We start from the raw sequence: 17,850 nt of genomic DNA on the forward strand, positions 1-17,850 counted from the left end.
TCTCGATTAAGCTTTAATGCCTAACCTGAACAAGCGCCCACACGCATTACCTGATTAATTTGTTAAAGAGCGGCTCGAGATCTCAGTGAAGCCCGATGTGCTGAGCTGTTGTCTCAAGCGAGGTGCGTATTTTACCTAATGGAGACCCGGTGTCAAGCACCACTTGAAAGATTTTTTAGCAGAGAATACAAAACACTAGCTGATCAAATATTAGTCAGCAGAATTTTCTTCGACTGGCTCTGCAGCTTCACGAAACAGAATCCGGGACATTAACAAGCCCACTTCAAACAGCAGCCACATGGGCACTGCAAGCAAGCTTTGTGAGATGATATCCGGAGGTGTCAGCAACATACCAAAGATAAAGCAGACCACTATGACATAAGCGCGCTTGGAGGCAAGGTCCTTAGCAGAGACTGCACCTGACTTGATCAGCAACAGGGTCGCTATTGGAATTTCAAATGTAATACCAAAAGCAAAAAACAGTTTCAGTACAAAATTCAAATAGCTGCTGATATCCGTCATTACCGCCACATTTTCCGGGCCGACACTGGTAAAGAAACCAAATATCAATGGAAAAACCACAAAGTAGGCAAATGCAATACCGGCATAAAACAGCACAATACTGGAAATCAACAGCGGAATTGCCAGCTTCTTTTCATTACTGTACAAACCCGGAGCTATGAACGCCCATATTTGATGCAATATATAGGGCATTGCCAATGCAACAGCAGCCACCAGCGTCAGCTTGAACGGCGCAAAAAACGGTGAGGTCACATCGGTTGCAATCATACTGGTGCCCTCTGGTAACAGGGCCGTCAGCGGTGCAGATAACATCAAATACAGATCATTGGCAAAATAGAACAGGCCGAGAAAAATAATAAATACGGCCAGCACTGCACGCATCAGGCGCTGGCGTAACTCCACCAGATGCGAAATCAGTGGCTGTTCCTGTTCAGATGTTGAATCACTCATGTGCTGCTTTTATCGCTATCAGTATTGGAGGAAGCCTCGCCTTTGGGTGCCGTTCCCGAGGCGGTATTGGGGTCAGCAACAGCAGACTCGACATCCTTGGCTGCAGCTTTGAAGGGCTTACGCATTTCACTCAATTCTTTTTCCAGCTCTTCCTTGCTGATCGCAGTCGTGCGCCTGAGTTCTTCAACACGCAACTCTTCACTAATCTCGTGCTGTATGGCTGTCACTGAGCGTTTGATGCGACCAATCCACATACCGCAGGTTTTTACAGCCACAGGGAGCTTGTCCGGCCCAAGCACCAGCAGAGCCACTACGCTGACAATCAGTATTTCGGCAAAACCGATATCAAACATCGTAACGCTTACTTGTCGCTATCAATCTTTGATTTTTCTTTGCTGACGTCCTCGGCATCCTGTGATTTGGAGAACTGCGCATCGTCAGCCGTCAGCTTCTTGCTTTGCTGGTTTTCGGCTGCCTCTTTCTGCTCATCATCATTCATCGCTTTTTTAAAGCCTTTGACAGCACTGCCGAGATCACCACCGAGATTGCGCAGCTTCTTGGTTCCGAACAGCAACACCACGATGCCAAGAACAATCACCAACTGCCAAATGCTGATTCCACCAAAACCCATTGTTCATCTCCAGTTATCATTATAAGACTGAGCCGTTACCAGCCGCTTAATCTAATCGTTAATTCTTTTGCCGGGAAGCTTTTTCTTCCAGACCGGAAAGATCAAAACGTCTCGCCAATTCATCCAGCACAGACTGAGGCGTTTCACCTAAATGAGACAGCATCACCAGAGAGTGGAACCAAAGGTCTGCTGTTTCATAAATCAGGTCAGTGTGATCGCCACTCAACTCGGCATCTTTGGCAGCCAGAATCGTTTCCGTTGCCTCTTCACCGACCTTTTCCAGAATCTTGTTAAGTCCTTTGGCATGCAAACTGGCCACATAAGAACTATCAGGTGCTGCAGATTTGCGCGCTTCCAGAACTTCGGCCAGGCGCTGAAGCACATCACTCATGACTCACCTTTCCTGCATAGATTGCATCCGGCGATTTCAACACTTCGTCTGTTACCTGCCACTCACCATCCTGGTCCAGCTTGCGGAAAAAGCAGCTTTCCCTTCCTGTATGACAGGCAATACCACCCAACTGTTCAATCATCAGCAGCACAACATCACCATCACAGTCCAACCGCAGCTCATGTAAGCGCTGGATATGCCCGGACTCTTCGCCTTTGCGCCATAACCGCTTACGTGAACGGGACCAGTAAATCGCTCGCTGCTCCTCAACCGTCAACTTCAATGACTCACGATTCATCCAGGCAAACATCATGATACGACCCGTATGAATATCCTGAGCGATAGCAGGCACCAAGCCCTGCTCATCCCAACATACTTCGTCCAGCCAGGCATCACTCACGGTTACACTGCTCCCTTCGAATACTAAAAGCGTTCTAGCATAGCCTAAGCAACGTCATCGAGCCAGCCTGATCAAGAGCGCCAAAGGCTCAACCAGCCTGCACCAGCCAGGAGCCAACCATACCAGGGCAATGTTGCCAGGGTCTGCTGCCACATTGGATTTACCAGCAACAGGGCGACGGACAAAGCTGTAGCCCCCAACAACAGATGACGCCGTGTCGAGCGAGCACGCCGAAACTGCTCTTCAGCCAAGGTGACCGATTGATGCTCTCTCTGCTCATGTTGATGCGCACTTTGTTGAAGCGCATCAAATACCAGCTGCGGCATATACGGCAGCTTTTCTAACCATTCCGGAGCCTGTTTACGGATATTTGCCACCGCTGACTTAACACTCATACGCTCTTTCATCCAGTTCTCCAGAAAAGGCTTCGCCGTTTTCCAGAGATCCAGATCAGGGTAGAGCTGCCGCCCCAGGCCTTCGATATTCAGCAGTGTTTTCTGCAGCAACACTAATTGCGGCTGCACCTCCATATTAAATCGCCGCGCAGTCTGAAACAGACCCAGCAACACCAGGCCAAAGGAAATTTCCTTCAGTGGCTTTTCAAAAATAGGCTCACAGACACTGCGAATCGCCGTCTCGAAGGCATGCACATTGGTATTGCGGGGCACCCAGCCAGAATCGATATGCAACTGTGCCACCTGGCGATAATCACGCTGAAAAAATGCCAGAATATTACGCGCCAGATAGCTCTGATCCTCTTCGCTTAGCGAACCGATAATACCGAAATCTACAGCAATATATTGCGGATCATGCGGTCGCTCACGGGATACAAAAATATTGCCAGGATGCATATCAGCATGAAAGAAACTGTCCCGAAAAACCTGAGTAAAAAAGATTTCAACACCGCGTTCAGCCAGCTTCTCCATATCGGTCTGCTGCGCCTGCAGCTGCTCCATGTCCGCTACAGGGATACCATAGATACGCTCCATGACAAGCACATTACGACGGGTATAGTCCCAGAAAATTTCCGGCACGTAGAGCAAGGCTGACCCTTCAAAGTTACGCCGCAATTGAGAGCCATTAGCAGCCTCCTTGCGCAGGTCCAGTTCATCAAAAATGGTCTGCTCATACTCTTCAACCACCTCAACAGGACGCAAGCGACGCCCTTCGGACCAGAGATGACATACCAGCCAAGCCAGGGTGTAGAGTAGCGAAATATCCTGACGAATGACCTTGTCGATCCCCGGACGAATCACCTTTACAACGACTGCACGCCCGTCATTCAGCGTGGCACTATGCACCTGTGCCACAGATGCAGACGCCATAGGCTCAGCATCAAATGATTGGAACAACTCAGTAACAGGCTGCCCAAGTGATTGCTCAATGATGCGTTGTGCACGCTCACTGGAAAATGCCGGCACATCGTCCTGCAGGCGCGCCAACTCGACCGCTATATCATCAGGTAGCAAATCTCGACGGGTTGACAGCATTTGACCAAATTTGATGAACACCGGGCCCAGCGCCTCCAGCGCCAAACGCAGACGGACAGCACCACTCTCACGTGCCGGAAACACATAGCGCCAGGGCAACAGGTACAACAGCACACGTAACGCCCAGGGCAAAGATGGATGAAGAAAAAAGGTATCCAGTCGGTAGCGGGCAATCACCCAACCAATTTTAAGAGAGCGGAACACGGGTCGCACGTAAAGACATCCTGTTTCGAATGGAAAAGGTTATTCTGTTTCAGCCCAACAGCGCTTTATTACGCCCGGTATCCTTCGCCTGATAGAGCATCCTATCTGCTCTGGAGAACATGCTTTCGGGTGTATCGCCCGACTGCACCTCCGTCACACCAAAAGACATGGTGATGCGGACAGGCTTCCCCTGGAAGTTAAATGGGCTGTCTTCGATGACCTTACGCACTTTTTCCACAGCCTGTGTGGCAGCAGGCCCATCGGTCGACGGCATAATGATAACAAACTCTTCACCACCAAAGCGGGTGACAATATCAATATTTCGCAGATTTTTCTGCAGTATACGCGCCATCAGGCGCAGTACTTTATCACCGGCCAGATGACCATAATCGTCATTGACCTGTTTAAAGAAGTCCAGATCTGCCACGCAGAGCGAAAATACGGTGTGGTAGCGCTCCCAGCGCTCTAGCTCATTGAGTATATGGCGATCATAGGCATAGCGATTCGGCAGGCCGGTTAACGGATCGGTACGTGCTTTCAGCTGCTCTTCTTCAATACGGTGCTTAACCTGATCAGCCTCTTTCTCCATCTGGGCAACTTTGTCCAGCAACTGCTGATAGCGCTGCGTAAGCCGTGCTTCACGTGCTTCTTCTGACTTTTTATGCTCATCCATGGTTTTAATGATATTAACCAGCTGACGACTCACTGCCATCTTCAGCTCGTTGATATCAGTAGACTGCTTAACGGTTCGGTTAATCTGATAAACATCGTGACGCACCGTCTGATCCAGCAGATTATGGCGACGGGAAGCCTTGAGCTCTTCAGCCTGATTGTCTGACAAAAACGTCTGTACATAAGCCAGCTGCTGGTTCAGGCTTAACAGGTAGTCTTCGAAATCTTCGCCAAGATTCATACCCGCCAGGCGCATCAGCTTGATCAGGTCATCCAGAATTGGCGGCAGCTGTTGCGGTGGAGGGTTGGCCTCCAGCTGGGCAATCAGCTCATGTACTCTTGCGGTGTGCTCACAGGGAACACGCAGCAACTGCAACACATCCAGCAGGCGTGTAGAGATGGCCGTAACCTCAAACTCACGGTTATCCGCCAGGTCATTATTCAGTTCTGCCGAGGTCGGGACGGCATCAGGCTGCAGGACAACCTGTTTCTGATAGTCCAGCAACTGGCGTACCAGTGTCGGGAGCTCATAAAAACGCTCGGCAGCCGCGTCCAGACGCTCCTGATAGTCAGCCAGGGCACCACTTAAATTCCCCGGCACATCCTGCTTTTCAATCAAGCCTGCCCAAAGTCTTAACAGTTCGGAAAGTTCACGAACCGTATTAGCCCTTGAGGTATCCAATACCCGCATGCGTTTTTCAATTTCACGAGTCAGACTGCGAAGCGTTGCAACCTCAATGACATCCAGCTTATCCAGCAGCTGACGCAATGCTTTATCAAGAGCAGGGTCCTGCCCCTGCAACCCCAGACTCAACTGAGATAACACAACCTTCAACTGTTCCAGCAACCGCGCTGAATAGGCTTCTGTCTGCTCCAGTTCCTTGGCAAGCATCTTGTATTTTTTTTGCCAGTCTCCTGAGTCTGCCATTACAGCGAGCTCCCATCACCAGGTATTAAAGACGATCATACTATAAACCAAAAAAGCCATTGTGGTGATCCTTTATCTGTCAGAATCACCACAACAGCTTTATGGAATTAAACGCGAAACGAATTAATTTGCCAACGCCTCACGTTCCTTGGCAATCAAGTACTCGGCCACACGTAGCATTTCACTGTTACTGCCAGCCATTGCACCGGTGATATGGTATTTACCATTAACCACCATCGCGGGTACTGCGGTAATCTGATAACCACGCAAACGCGCCTGCCCCTGCTTCAGCCGGGTATCGACAGCAAAGGAGTTGTAAAGCTTATTAAACTCATCTGTATCAATACCAAAGTTGGCATAGAAGGCAGCAATATCATCTGTACTACGGAAGCGTGCATTCTGTACATGCACAGCGTCAAACATGGCCTGATGTGTTTCTTCAACCTTGCCACTCAGTTCAGCAACATAATAAGCGCGCGCCAAAGGCTCCCAGTTACGCGAGAACACTACCGGCAGGTGACCAAAAGCAACGGAGTCATCCAGCTGCTTTGCCCAGCTGGCCAGCATCGGTTCAAGGCTCGCACAATGCGGGCAGGAATAACCAAACACAGCTACCACTTCAACACGCTCTGGATCACTGGTGGTCACGGTTGCAGGCAACACTTGATAGTGAACACCGGCTTCATAGTTTCGAACTTCCTGCGCGAAAGCCACCGAGATCGGCGCCAACAATAGCAGGGTTGCACACAAGAGTTTTTTCAGCATCGTCATTATCTCTCAGGGAAAGCAGCTAATATTACCCAGGTATGACCTCGGTCTGCCCAACAAGTTCGCATCACAGCACCTTCCTGAAGGCACAGCATCGAGTACGTACAATATATAAAAAAGGGCAGCTCACGCTACCCTTTCAACCAAAGCAGGTATTATCTGTAAATTAATGCAGACCACGGATGTAGTGTGCAACCGCCTGCATTTCTGCTTCAGACATTTTCACAGCAATATCACGCATCATACGACTTGGATCGTTCTGACGCTCCTCTGATGCGAATTTTTTCAGCTGAGAAACCGTATACTCTGGGTGCTGTCCACTCAGTGCCGGGAAACGCGCAGGATTGTTACCCTGTCCACTTGGCATATGGCACGCCGCGCAGGCAGCAACGCCTTTCTCGGCGATACCAGCACGATAGATCTGACGACCCAGTTCCAGCTGATCTGCAGGAGTCTGTCCAATTGTCGGGGTCTGGCGAGAGTAAAAAGTTGCGATATCTCGCAAATCACGCTCAGTGAAGCCATCCAGCATGCCGGTCATCTCCAGGATAACACGCTCACCGCTGAGCTGATCCTGCATCTGTTTCAGCAGGTAACGGGAGCTCTGGCCAGCCAGGCTTGGGAAAGCTCCCATCGGGCTGTTACCATCCGCACCATGACAGGCAGCACATACGGCCACCTTCTGAGATCCGGCAGTTGCATCGCCACCAGCGGCATGTGCCATTCCAGTGATTCCAACACTTATCAGTAAGCTGATCAGTAATTTGTTCATTGACTCGACCCAGACTCTTGCTAAAAATTTGTTTTTGTCCAGCTGCCGCATTGACCGGTGCTGACCTCTCAATTGTTGCTACCCCTGACTAGAGGTTCTCTCAGTTCGCGGGTAAAATTGGCTGTATTATAAACTAATATCCTCACAAACTGGAACGCATTTGTTCTGTGTGGCGATCCTATCATAGTGAGATACGAATGTCCGAAAACCCAGCTTCACTCAATTTTCATCAGGCACGCTTTTGCGTCAGCGCTGACAAACTCCACCAATGTCCGGATGACAGCCTGGCAGAAGTCGCCTTTGCTGGCCGCTCAAATGCCGGAAAATCAAGCGCAATCAATACACTAACTCAAAATGGAAAGCTGGCACGCACATCCAAGACACCGGGGCGGACACAGCTGATCAACTTCTTTGACCTGAATATCCCCGGCATTCGCATCGTCGATTTACCCGGTTATGGTTATGCTAAAGTACCAATCGCCATGAAGACACATTGGCAGAAACATCTGGATGCGTACCTGCAACACCGCGAGGCACTGAAAGGTGTAGTACTGGTGATGGACATACGCCATCCGATGAAGGAGTTTGACGAAATGCTGGTCAGCTGGTGTGAAAAAACCGGTATGCCCCTGCATGTTCTGCTGACCAAGTCAGACAAGCTGACACGCGGTCCAGCTCAGAGCACGCTGCTCAAACTGACCGCTCAACTGCGCAAGCGCCTGGGCGATGGCGTTACACTGCAGACCTTTTCAGCGCTGAAAAAAGAAGGGGTAGACACTTTACGCGCCCGCTTGAGCGAACTGTTGCTCCCTCCGCAAGACGCAGCTCAGGACGATCAGGCATAAAAAAACCCTCAGCGCCAGGAAGGGGAACGACCCGGCATTGAGGGTTTACGCATCCACGCGAACCGAGCCGCCATCTGTCACTGGCACATGATGGTCTGACGGCTCACTTGCTTTGAACAGACAAGTGCCAAAAAGTTCCTGTCAGTGCGCAGCTTCCCAGGTGCTGCCAGTACCCGCTTCCACCAGCAGAGGTACTTTCAGGCTGGCGGCCTGCTCCATCAATCGGGTGACCTGCTCTACAAACGCCGGCACCTGCTCTGTTTTCACTTCAAACACCAATTCATCGTGTACCTGCATGATCATCTGCGCATCAAACTCACCCTGGCCCAGCCAGCGGTCCACGTCAATCATCGCCTGCTTGATAATGTCAGCGGCGGTACCTTGCATAGGTGCATTGATCGCAGTACGTTCTGCAGCCTGGCGTCGCATGGCGTTCCGTGCATTGATTTCCGGCAGATACAAACGCCGGCCCCGTAAGGTTTCTACATAGCCTTTTTCATGCGCCTGTGCACGTGTCTCATCCATATAACGCTGCACTCCAGGATAGGTCTGGAAGTAGTGATCTATGTACTGTTGAGCCTCATTACGCCCGACGCCCAACTGCTTGGCCAGACCAAACGCAGACATACCATAGATCAGACCAAAATTAATTGCCTTGGCGCTGCGGCGCTGATCGGCGGTCACCTGATCCAGGCTCACACCAAAGACCTCGGCAGCAGTCGCCCGGTGAATATCCTTACCCTGAGCAAACGCCTGTACTAAGCCCTCGTCATCTGACAAGTGAGCCATGATACGCAATTCGATCTGCGAGTAATCCGCTGCAACAATGCTGTAGCCCTCGGAGGCGATAAATGCCTGTCGAATGCGGCGGCCTTCAGCGGTACGCACCGGAATATTCTGCAGATTGGGATCAGAAGACGACAAACGTCCGGTTGCCGTGACTGCCTGATGATAGGACGTATGTATACGACCCGTGCGTGGATTGATCATCAGAGGCAGTTTGTCGGTATAGGTTGATTTCAGTTTGCTTAACCCACGGTGCTCAATGATGACTTTAGGCAGGGGATAATCCAGTGCCAGCTCCTGCAACACCTCTTCTGCTGTTGAAGGCGCCCCTTTAGGGGTTTTTTTACGAACCGGAATCCCCTGTTTCTCAAACAGAATTACTTGCAGCTGCTTGGGTGACCCCAGATTGAACACCTCACCTGCCAACTCATAGGCCTGCTGCTCCAGGGCCTGCAAACGGACTTCCAGTTCCCGACTCTGATTCGACAGCAATGTGGCATCAACACGGGCACCATTGCGTTCGATACGGGCCAAAACCGGAATCAGTGGTATCTCCAGTTCAGTCAACACCGCCATCAAGGGTGACTGAAACGCCAACTCATGCATCAAATGCGCATGTAATCTGAAAGTGATATCAGCATCTTCAGCCGCATAAGGGGCGGCCACATCCAGGTCGATCTGATTAAAGGTCAGTTGCTGCTTGCCCTTGCCGGCAATTTCCTCAAAGGTAACAGTCTTCAACCCCAGAAAACGCTCTGCCAGAGAGTCCATATCATGACGCCCGGCGGTGGAGTTCAAGACATAGGAAGCCAGCATGGTATCGGCTACAACCCCTTTCAGGTCAATACCATAGCGCGCCAATACATTCATGTCATATTTAATATGCTGGCCCACCTTGGCATGCTCGGGACTTTCCAGCAATGGCTTCAGACGTTGCAGCACCTGCTGTCGATCCAGCTGATCTGGTACTCCGACATAATCATGTGCGAGCGGTAAATAAGCGGCTTCACCAGGCTGGATCGAGAAAGATAAACCCACCAGTTCAGCTTCCATATAATTAAGGCTGGTGGTTTCGGTATCCAGTGCAAAAATTTCGGCCGCTTCAAGACGCTTGATCCAGACCTCCAGATCATCCCAGGTCAACAGCACAGGATAGTCAGTGGCCATTGGTGGTGCTGAAGGTACGTGTTTCAGCGGTTCGCCTGATTCCAGTTCTTCAACCCAGCTGCGAAATTCATACTCACGAAACAGCTCAAGCAGGACGGCATTATCCGGCTGGGGACAGGGAATTGCGTCCAGATGCAGATGCAAGGGAACATCCGTTTTGATCGTTGCCAGCTGATAGGAAAGCTCCGCATCCGCCCGATGCGCTTCCAGCTTCTGCGCCATGGTCTTGGCACCACGAAATCCAAGTTCAGCAATGCGATCCAGGTTTTGATAGAGCGCCTGAATACCGCCAATCCCTTGCAGCAGTGCCAGGGCTGTTTTTTCTCCGACCCCAGGCACCCCGGGGATGTTATCCACTTTATCTCCCTGCAGGGCCAGCAGATCAATAATCAGCTCTGGTGGAATACCAAACTTCTCGATCACGCCGTCAACATCCATGTGTGTATCATTCATGGTATTGATCAGACTGACCTGCGCATTCACCAGCTGTGCCATATCCTTGTCACCGGTGGAGATAATTACCGGGCGTTGCTGTTCTGTTGCCTCACGCGCCAGAGTACCGATGACATCATCCGCTTCCACGCCCTCTTCTACCAACAGCTCAATCCCCATGGCACGGATAATCTGATGGATCGGCTCAACCTGCAGACGCAGGTCATCCGGCATGGCTGGGCGATGCGCCTTATACTCGGCAAACAGCTCATCTCTGAAGGTTTTACCTTTGGCATCAAACACTACAGTGACCGGACTCTCCGGGTATTGTTTCAGCAGGCTGCGCAGCATAGAGGTCACGACACGGATCGCACCTGTCGGAAAGCCAGCCTGGGTACGCAAGTCCGCCTGCTGCGAAGCAAAGAATGCGCGGTACAAATAGGATGAGCCGTCGACTAGAATAATAGGTGGATACTGTTCACTCATGGATTTTTTCCGCTTTGCTGGTTGCCGTGGATAGTGTCAGGGTTCACAATCATAGCAAATTAAATCACTCAACTTATGAGAAAAGCATCATGCTTAAGAAACTCTTACTGCTCGCCTTGCTGAGTAGCCTGCCACTGACAGCTCTTCAGGCGCAGGAAGACCTGCTCAACCCGGAACCGGAAATCACCATTACCCATGATGGTGAGGCCACCTATTACGAGTACCGTGTTAACGGCATCCTCAAAGAAATCAAGGTAGTACCTGTTGTAGGCGAGCCCTACTACCTGGTCCCGAAAGGTGAATCCGGTGAGCTGATCCGTGCCGGAGAGCCCACGGTTCTGACCCCTAAATGGATTCTGTTCCGCTGGTAGGAAGCATTTCTGTGGCCGTTTACACGTCTATTTCTGCTGAAGAACTCCATCAGCTGCTGACTGATTTTGACCTGGGTACTCTGGTCCACTTCGAGGGTATCGAAGGTGGCATTGAAAATACCAACTATTTCGTCAACCTGGAGCTGCGTGGACAGAAAAAGTCCTACGTTCTGACGATATTTGAAGAACTGTCTCTGGAAGAGATGCCTTTTTTTGTCGAGCTGGGACACTGGCTGGCTGAGCGCAGCATTCCCGTACCCTATGCGATTCGTGACCGTAACGGTATTGCACTGAAGCAACTGAAAGGCAAACCGGCAGTCCTGCAACCACGCTTCTATGGCGCGGATGTACCTGCAGCAAAGCTTCGGCCGATTCACTGCTTCCAGATAGGTGAAGCCCTGGCACGCTTCCATCAGGCTGGCAGTGATTTTTACCTGAAGCGTCAGGCACACCGGGGGGTATTCTGGTGGCGCCGGGAAAGCGAAGCCATCGCCCATCGACTGACTCCGGAAGATGCGGCCTTGCTCAAGCAGGAAGTAGCCGCCTTTGACCGACTCCGTGATGCAGAACTGGATCTGCCGACAGGCGTCATTCATGGGGACCTGTTTCATGACAACGCCCTGTTCAAGGATGACAAGCTGGAAGCCATTCTGGATATGTATAATGCAGCCACCGCGTATCAGCTCTATGATCTTGCGATTGTTGCCAACGACTGGTGTAACCGGCCTGATCACAGTATCGATGCAGAACGGGAAGCCGCACTGCTGGAAGGCTATGCCCAGATACGTCCGTTTACCCGTGACGAGGCCAAAGCCTGGCCGGTGTTGACACGTACCGCGGCCATGCGCTTCTGGTTATCACGCCTGATTCCCTGGCTGGGTATTGCACAGGCCTCCCGTCAGGGTGGCGAGATGAAGCTGAAAGATCCGAATCAGTACAAGCAGATCCTGTTGTCACGCATACACCACCCCGCAGCCCTGCGCTGACCCTTTGATGAGATGATATAGAGCACTGATGGACGTTACTCACCTACTGGACTCACTGAACGATGCACAGCGCCGTTCAGTGACCGCCCCATTACAAAACCTGCTGGTACTGGCTGGCGCAGGTTCAGGCAAAACACGTGTACTGGTACACCGTATTGCCTGGCTGATCGAAACAGAAGGCTTATCCCCCTACTCCATTCTGGCTGTCACCTTTACCAACAAGGCTGCCCGTGAGATGCGTGGGCGTATTGAGCAGCTGCTGGGTATCAGCACGCAGGGCATGTGGGTGGGTACCTTTCATGGTCTGGCACATCGACTGCTGCGAGCGCACTGGAAAGATGCCGGCTTGCAGGACAACTTCCAGATCATGGACAGTGATGATCAGCTACGTTTGATCAAACGGCTGTGCAAGGAACACAACCTGGATGATACCCGATGGCCTCCACGCCAGATCCAGTGGTTCATCAACGCCCAGAAAGATGAAGGTTTGCGCAGCAAGCACCTGGAGCGCAGCGCTGATCCCTATCAACGCACTATGGTCGATCTGTATCAGGCGTATGAAGAAGCCTGCGAGCGAGGCGGCATGATCGACTTCGGCGAGCTGCTGCTACGCTCACTGGAACTGCTCCGTGACCGGGCACCGGCACTGTTGCAGCACTACCGTGAGCGCTTCCGTTATGTGCTGGTAGATGAGTTTCAGGATACCAACGCGATTCAGTATGCCTGGTTACGCTTGCTCTGCCAGGGAGAGCAAAAGCTCATGGCCGTTGGCGATGATGACCAGTCCATCTATGGCTGGCGTGGTGCACGTATCGAAAATATCCAGTCGCTGGGAGACCACTTTCCTGGTACCGAAACGGTACGACTGGAGCAAAACTATCGCTCAACCCAGTCGATTCTGAAAACCGCCAATGCGGTCATCCAACACAATACTGATCGCCTGGGCAAACAACTCTGGACAGATGGCCGGGAGGGCGAGCCCGTCTCCCTCTACAGCGCCTTCAATGAACAGGATGAAGCACGTTTTATCGTGGACCAGATCAGCCAGTGGATTGAACAGGGTAACCGGCGTGATGAGAGTGCCATTCTGTACCGCTCCAATGCCCAGTCACGTGTCCTCGAAGAAGCGCTGATCCGTTCCGGTGTACCCTATCGCATCTACGGCGGACAACGTTTTTATGATCGTCTGGAAATCAAAAATGCGCTGGCCTACCTGCGCCTGCTGGCCAATCGTGACGATGACACCGCCATGGAACGCATCATCAATGTACCTACGCGGGGTATCGGTACCCGAACCCTGGAGCTGATTCGCGAACGGGCACGTCATGAAGGAATCTCCATGTGGCGTGCCGCCAATGAGATTACAGAATTGAAACAACTGCCCGCACGTGCCAGCAATGCGTTGCAGGGCTTTCTCAATCTGATCAACCAGATGGGCACTGACGCAGACGCGCTCAGTCTGCATGAACAGACAGACCTGGTGATCAAGGCATCAGGCCTGATTGAGCACCATGAGAAAGAAAAGGGTGAAAAGGGACAGTCCCGTATCGAAAACCTTGAAGAGCTGGTCACTGCAACACGTCAATTTGCCAGCCAATGGGAGCGTGAGAATGCGGATGAAAACACCAGCCTGCTCGCCGCGTTTCTCGATCAGGCTGCTCTGGATGCGGGCGAAGCTCAGGCAGACAGTCATACCGACAGTGTACAGTTGATGACTCTCCATTCAGCCAAAGGGCTTGAGTTCCCGCTGGTGTTCATGACCGGCATGGAAGAAGGGTTGTTTCCGCACAGCATGTCTGCTGAAGAGCCGGGACGTCTGGAGGAAGAGCGACGACTTTGCTATGTCGGTATCACCCGGGCCATGCAAAAACTCTATTTCACCCTGGCGGAATCCCGTCGCCTGCATGGACAGGAAAAAATTAACCGCCCCTCTCGCTTTATTCGCGAGATACCCGAAACCCTGATTGAAGAAGTCCGCCTGAACTCGACGGTCAGACGCCCTTACAGCAGTGGCTATCAGAACCAGAACAGCCGCCTGTTTGCGCAACCCAATTACGAGACTGGATCGGCGGATGACACTCAGGTTTACCTTGGACAGCGCGTCAGACACCCGAAATTTGGTGAAGGTCTGGTAATCAACCTCGAAGGCAGCGGCCCCAAAGCACGCGTAGAGATCAACTTTGACGATGCCGGCAGCAAATGGCTGGTGGTGGGTTTTGCCAAGCTGGAGAGCCTGTAATGGAATGGCTGCTGCCAGAACAACTCAGCCTGCTGGCATCCACACTGCTGATTCTGGCCGCTGCAGCCACTTCCGCAATCACGGCCAGCATCGGTGTTGGCGGCGGCATACTGCTGCTGGCGATTATGGCGATTGTCATGCCCCCCGCTGCGGTTATCCCCGTACACGGCATGGTGCAACTGGGCTCTAACCTGAACCGCGTCATTATGACCCTGCACCATGTCGACTGGCGCTTGCTCGCCGCCTTTGCCCCCGGCGCAGTCATCGGTGCCTGGCTGGCCAGTCTGTTTCTGGTACAACTGCCCACCAGCACCCTGCAACTGACCATTGCCGGTTTTATTATCTTCCTCTGCTGGGGACCCAAAATTCCGCCCATGGGTCTGGGGCGTGCAGGTACCTTTGTAGCCGCCAGCATCACCACCTTTATCAGCATGTTTGCCGGGGCAACAGGCCCCTTGGTCGCGGCCTTCGTCAAACAGCAGCATGAGGGTGACCGCTTTCGTACGGTTGCGAATTTTGCCGCCTGTATGAGCCTTCAGCACCTGCCTAAAGCAGCCGTCTTCGGTGCTGCCGGTTTTGTATTCAAAGACTGGCTGGGGTTGATGTTACTGATGATTCTCAGCGGTGCCCTGGGCACCTGGGCAGGCCTGCACCTGTTACGCAGAATCAGTAACCGTCATTTCACGATTATCTTCAACTGGCTGCTGACACTGCTGGCCATTCAACTTATCTGGCAAGCGTTGGGCTGAGCCTGATTCAGGTACTGACAAGCACTGCGTTGAATCTACACGCCACTCTATATGCCTGAAATCAGGCCCTTTTTCAGCCAACTTTGCATTCATGCAAAAATATCGTAATCTAGAATATAAGCGTCTGACCTGATCAAGGTAAGCAACTTTTTACGGAAGAATACTAAGTTAAAGGGATGTAACAATATGACGGCTATCTATTTTTCTACTCATGCCTGCCACGCTTCTGATCTGATCGATGGAACTGAAGCACAGCTCGAAGACTTCAAGAGACTCAATAAGCTCGGGACTACGGGACGTTTGTCCAAAGGGCAGGTGTACACACTGGATTTTAACAACCCTTACGCGCCATCTATTGTCTCTGTATTGAATCATTTATCCAGTCAGGAGCGAGACTGGTTAATCAAAGCAACAGTGCAGGAAGGAGAAGCTCTACATCAGGAAGCCGCATTCTGGGAAGCGTACTTGTCTGAAGAACAGCTTTCCGCTGCCTTGAGCCTGGTTGGAGCAACAGGCCCAGCCTTTCAAATCAAGTCTCAACAGCTGTCCGGTTTTCACCAGGCTCTGGTGCGTTACGAAAATGCCCTTCTGGCCATTCAATCTCCTGCTGCACCAGGCATGCCCGGTGCCGGTGCACGTGCCGCTGAAGCACAGCGTAATGCAATACGTGCGTATGATATTTTGATTACTGAATATCGAACAGCAATGCAGCAGTTGGCTCCTGCGGCCCTGCGTGCTAGAAATCGTGGTAGTGCAATCAACAATTCGCAGCGGGGTATTACCCTGGCATTAAGAAGCCGGGGGGGCAAAATAGATCCTCGCCTGTTGGTGGCCGATCTTTTTCAGGCGCATACACTAAAACGATTCACACAATTTATGGCGAAAGGGGCAACACCTTTGGCATTGGCTGCAGATGCAACGATCCGGGCTGGTAAGGTAAAGAGCGTCAGTCAAGCCGATGGCGATTGGCATCGTGAAAGTTTTCGGCAGATAGGTGGGTTTGCCGTCGGTGCAATTGCCGGAAGCATGGTTGGTGCAACAACATTCAAGCTTGCAACTGCAGCTTTTGCTGGCCCTATCGGTTGGGCCTTGTTGGGCTGCATTGTCGTTGTGGCTGCCGGTGCAGGTTATGCTGCCTCAGTAGAAGGTGGGCGTGGCGGAGAGTTTTTAGGTTCATTGCTATATGATGCCCACCACTAAAAGCTATCGGAATCATCAAAATACTCTTAGAACACTTATATATTTATGAAAGAATTTTTTTTGCATTTCACTGACTTCAGCAGAAATTATATAACAGAAGAATTTATGCTCTACTTTGGATTGGTAGCAGCAGGCTTTGGCACTATTTTCATGATAGCACTTTTTTGTTCAATTCTACGAATACATTTTTCAATTAAGCGAGATGGAAAGAACCCACCCGCTCTACATCTACTAACCTTATTTGGATACAGTGATATTTTATCTGCATCGCAGATAAAAATTAAGAAACGCTTAAAGAAAGAAGAATTTAAAGGGAGTGGTTTTCTTCTGAATACTGCTTTAATCTACCCCTACGTCAAGCCCATTGATCGATTCATCGCCAGAGCCTGGTTTTTTTTCGGGTTTTTAGTTTGTGTTTTTGTAGTATTTTACCGTTGGCTATATTAATAATTTTTATCAAATAAACCTCTAAATATTAGTTACGAAACAACTGGTCTTTTCATCCACGCGAACTAAAAAATTTAACTGTGGAATCGACCACTACCAATGGATTCAGAGGCAAGCTTTATGCAAAATAAAAAGCCTGTTTACTCATATATACAACCCATTAATGTATTTACAAGGCACAATTATTTTTTTGATGCTCTAATGCTGCGCTGTGACATACTGCAGGACTGGCTTTATCACAAAGAATTCCCACTCTACAAAAAGAAAATGATCAAAAGACAGCACATCACCTTCCTGTTATGCATCTTCATACCTCTGCTAGTTTCAGCGGATGAATCACAATCGCTGTGCACAGGTGATGAGGCGCTGATTTTCGAGTGCTCCCTGGGAGAGCAACAGATCGCGCTCTGCGCATCTCATCCACAGGATGAAATACAGAACCATGTACAATATCGCGTCGGCACACCCGACAGCATCGAGTGGGTCTACCCAGCAATAGACGCCTCACCGGAGGGGCTGTTTTATTTTGCCAGTACAGCTTACTCTGGCGGCGGCGCCAGCCATATACGCTTCAATGACAAAGAGACGGAATACTTTATCTTTGACACTATGTTCCGGACCCACTACGTGCCTGATGAACCAAACTACCCTGTATTTATGGCGGGGCTGGTCACACGACAGCAGGACGTGATTACGTCGATATACCTGTGCGAGGATGGAAGTGCCAGCATCCGATCACCGGCCTATACCCTCTTTGAGCGGGAAAGCTTCGATGCCAGTATTATCCCCTCGCCGCTCAATCAAACACAAAACTAAATCATTTGCATTTACATAAAAGCATCGCTAAGCTTTGACGCCTTAACCTATCGCACCAGCCAGCCTTAAGCCAGCCCGTGACTGACTTGATCTCTAAC

17 protein-coding genes are annotated in these 17,850 nt (G+C 51.0%); 7 read left to right on the forward strand and 10 right to left on the reverse strand.

The features are described 5' to 3' along the window. Positions 1-210: 210 nt before the first annotated feature. From tatC to ADINL_RS13785, 9 genes are all read right to left on the reverse strand, one after another. Positions 211-972: a twin-arginine translocase subunit TatC gene (tatC, locus tag ADINL_RS13745; protein ID WP_036549298.1), complete on the reverse strand. Its 762-nt coding sequence runs from the start codon at positions 970-972 to the stop codon at positions 211-213. Continuing rightward, complete coding sequence (tatB, locus tag ADINL_RS13750; protein ID WP_084154535.1) at positions 969-1,325, reverse strand: Sec-independent protein translocase protein TatB; 357 nt, start codon at positions 1,323-1,325, stop codon at positions 969-971. Before tatB ends, tatC begins: the two co-directional genes overlap by 4 nt. Before the next feature lie 8 nt (positions 1,326-1,333). After that, positions 1,334-1,603: a Sec-independent protein translocase subunit TatA gene (gene tatA / locus ADINL_RS13755; protein WP_036549300.1), complete on the reverse strand. Its 270-nt coding sequence runs from the start codon at positions 1,601-1,603 to the stop codon at positions 1,334-1,336. A gap of 58 nt (positions 1,604-1,661) precedes the next feature. After that, positions 1,662-1,994 carry a phosphoribosyl-ATP diphosphatase gene (locus ADINL_RS13760; protein WP_036549304.1) on the reverse strand — a complete coding sequence of 111 codons (333 nt, stop codon included), beginning with the start codon at positions 1,992-1,994 and terminating at the stop codon, positions 1,662-1,664. Next, the gene (gene hisI, locus ADINL_RS13765; RefSeq protein ID WP_036549307.1) at positions 1,987-2,394 is read right to left on the reverse strand and encodes a phosphoribosyl-AMP cyclohydrolase; all 408 of its coding nucleotides are present in this window, start codon (positions 2,392-2,394) and stop codon (positions 1,987-1,989) included. The genes ADINL_RS13760 and hisI overlap by 8 nt, the downstream gene beginning before the upstream one ends. 71 nt (positions 2,395-2,465) lie before the next feature. Then, positions 2,466-4,097, reverse strand: a complete 1,632-nt coding sequence (ubiB, locus tag ADINL_RS13770) for a ubiquinone biosynthesis regulatory protein kinase UbiB (protein WP_036549310.1) — start codon at positions 4,095-4,097, stop codon at positions 2,466-2,468. Positions 4,098-4,137: 40 nt separating this feature from the next. After that, positions 4,138-5,688 carry a GGDEF domain-containing protein gene (locus ADINL_RS13775; RefSeq protein ID WP_084154536.1) on the reverse strand — a complete coding sequence of 517 codons (1,551 nt, stop codon included), beginning with the start codon at positions 5,686-5,688 and terminating at the stop codon, positions 4,138-4,140. A 123-nt stretch (positions 5,689-5,811) separates the two neighbouring features. Then, positions 5,812-6,453: a thiol:disulfide interchange protein DsbA/DsbL gene (locus ADINL_RS13780; RefSeq protein ID WP_036549364.1), complete on the reverse strand. Its 642-nt coding sequence runs from the start codon at positions 6,451-6,453 to the stop codon at positions 5,812-5,814. A 169-nt stretch (positions 6,454-6,622) separates the two neighbouring features. Next, the gene (locus tag ADINL_RS13785; protein ID WP_338036400.1) at positions 6,623-7,180 is read right to left on the reverse strand and encodes a c-type cytochrome; all 558 of its coding nucleotides are present in this window, start codon (positions 7,178-7,180) and stop codon (positions 6,623-6,625) included. Between the two features lie 245 nt (positions 7,181-7,425). On the opposite strand from ADINL_RS13785, the gene yihA reads away from it, so the two are divergent. Continuing rightward, complete coding sequence (gene yihA / locus ADINL_RS13790; RefSeq protein ID WP_036549313.1) at positions 7,426-8,073, forward strand: ribosome biogenesis GTP-binding protein YihA/YsxC; 648 nt, start codon at positions 7,426-7,428, stop codon at positions 8,071-8,073. Between the two features lie 141 nt (positions 8,074-8,214). On the opposite strand, the gene polA is transcribed toward yihA, so the two are convergent. Beyond that, positions 8,215-10,944: a DNA polymerase I gene (polA, locus tag ADINL_RS13795; protein ID WP_036549316.1), complete on the reverse strand. Its 2,730-nt coding sequence runs from the start codon at positions 10,942-10,944 to the stop codon at positions 8,215-8,217. A gap of 89 nt (positions 10,945-11,033) precedes the next feature. Here polA and ADINL_RS13800 point away from each other — a divergent pair, with 89 nt between their 5' ends. The 6 genes from ADINL_RS13800 to ADINL_RS13830 all read left to right on the forward strand — a co-directional run bounded on the left by ADINL_RS13800 (position 11,034) and on the right by ADINL_RS13830 (position 17,752). Continuing rightward, a complete protein-coding gene (locus tag ADINL_RS13800; protein WP_036549318.1) occupies positions 11,034-11,315 on the forward strand; it encodes a DUF2782 domain-containing protein in 282 nt (93 codons plus the stop codon). An 11-nt stretch (positions 11,316-11,326) separates the two neighbouring features. Next, positions 11,327-12,301 carry a homoserine kinase gene (locus tag ADINL_RS13805; RefSeq protein ID WP_036549369.1) on the forward strand — a complete coding sequence of 325 codons (975 nt, stop codon included), beginning with the start codon at positions 11,327-11,329 and terminating at the stop codon, positions 12,299-12,301. A gap of 28 nt (positions 12,302-12,329) precedes the next feature. Then, positions 12,330-14,540, forward strand: a complete 2,211-nt coding sequence (gene uvrD / locus ADINL_RS13810; protein ID WP_036549322.1) for a DNA helicase II — start codon at positions 12,330-12,332, stop codon at positions 14,538-14,540. Next, on the forward strand, positions 14,540-15,289 hold the full coding sequence (locus tag ADINL_RS13815) for a sulfite exporter TauE/SafE family protein (RefSeq protein ID WP_036549325.1): 750 nt from the start codon (positions 14,540-14,542) through the stop codon (positions 15,287-15,289). Before uvrD ends, ADINL_RS13815 begins: the two co-directional genes overlap by 1 nt. Before the next feature lie 186 nt (positions 15,290-15,475). Continuing rightward, positions 15,476-16,489 (forward strand): hypothetical protein, encoded by a 1,014-nt coding sequence (locus ADINL_RS13820; RefSeq protein WP_036549328.1) that lies wholly within the window; start codon positions 15,476-15,478, stop codon positions 16,487-16,489. Between the two features lie 546 nt (positions 16,490-17,035). Further along, a complete protein-coding gene (locus ADINL_RS13830) occupies positions 17,036-17,752 on the forward strand; it encodes a hypothetical protein (protein WP_036549333.1) in 717 nt (238 codons plus the stop codon). Positions 17,753-17,850 lie beyond the last annotated feature (98 nt).

The organism is Nitrincola lacisaponensis, from assembly GCF_000691225.1.
Taxonomy (GTDB): domain Bacteria; phylum Pseudomonadota; class Gammaproteobacteria; order Pseudomonadales; family Balneatricaceae; genus Nitrincola; species Nitrincola lacisaponensis.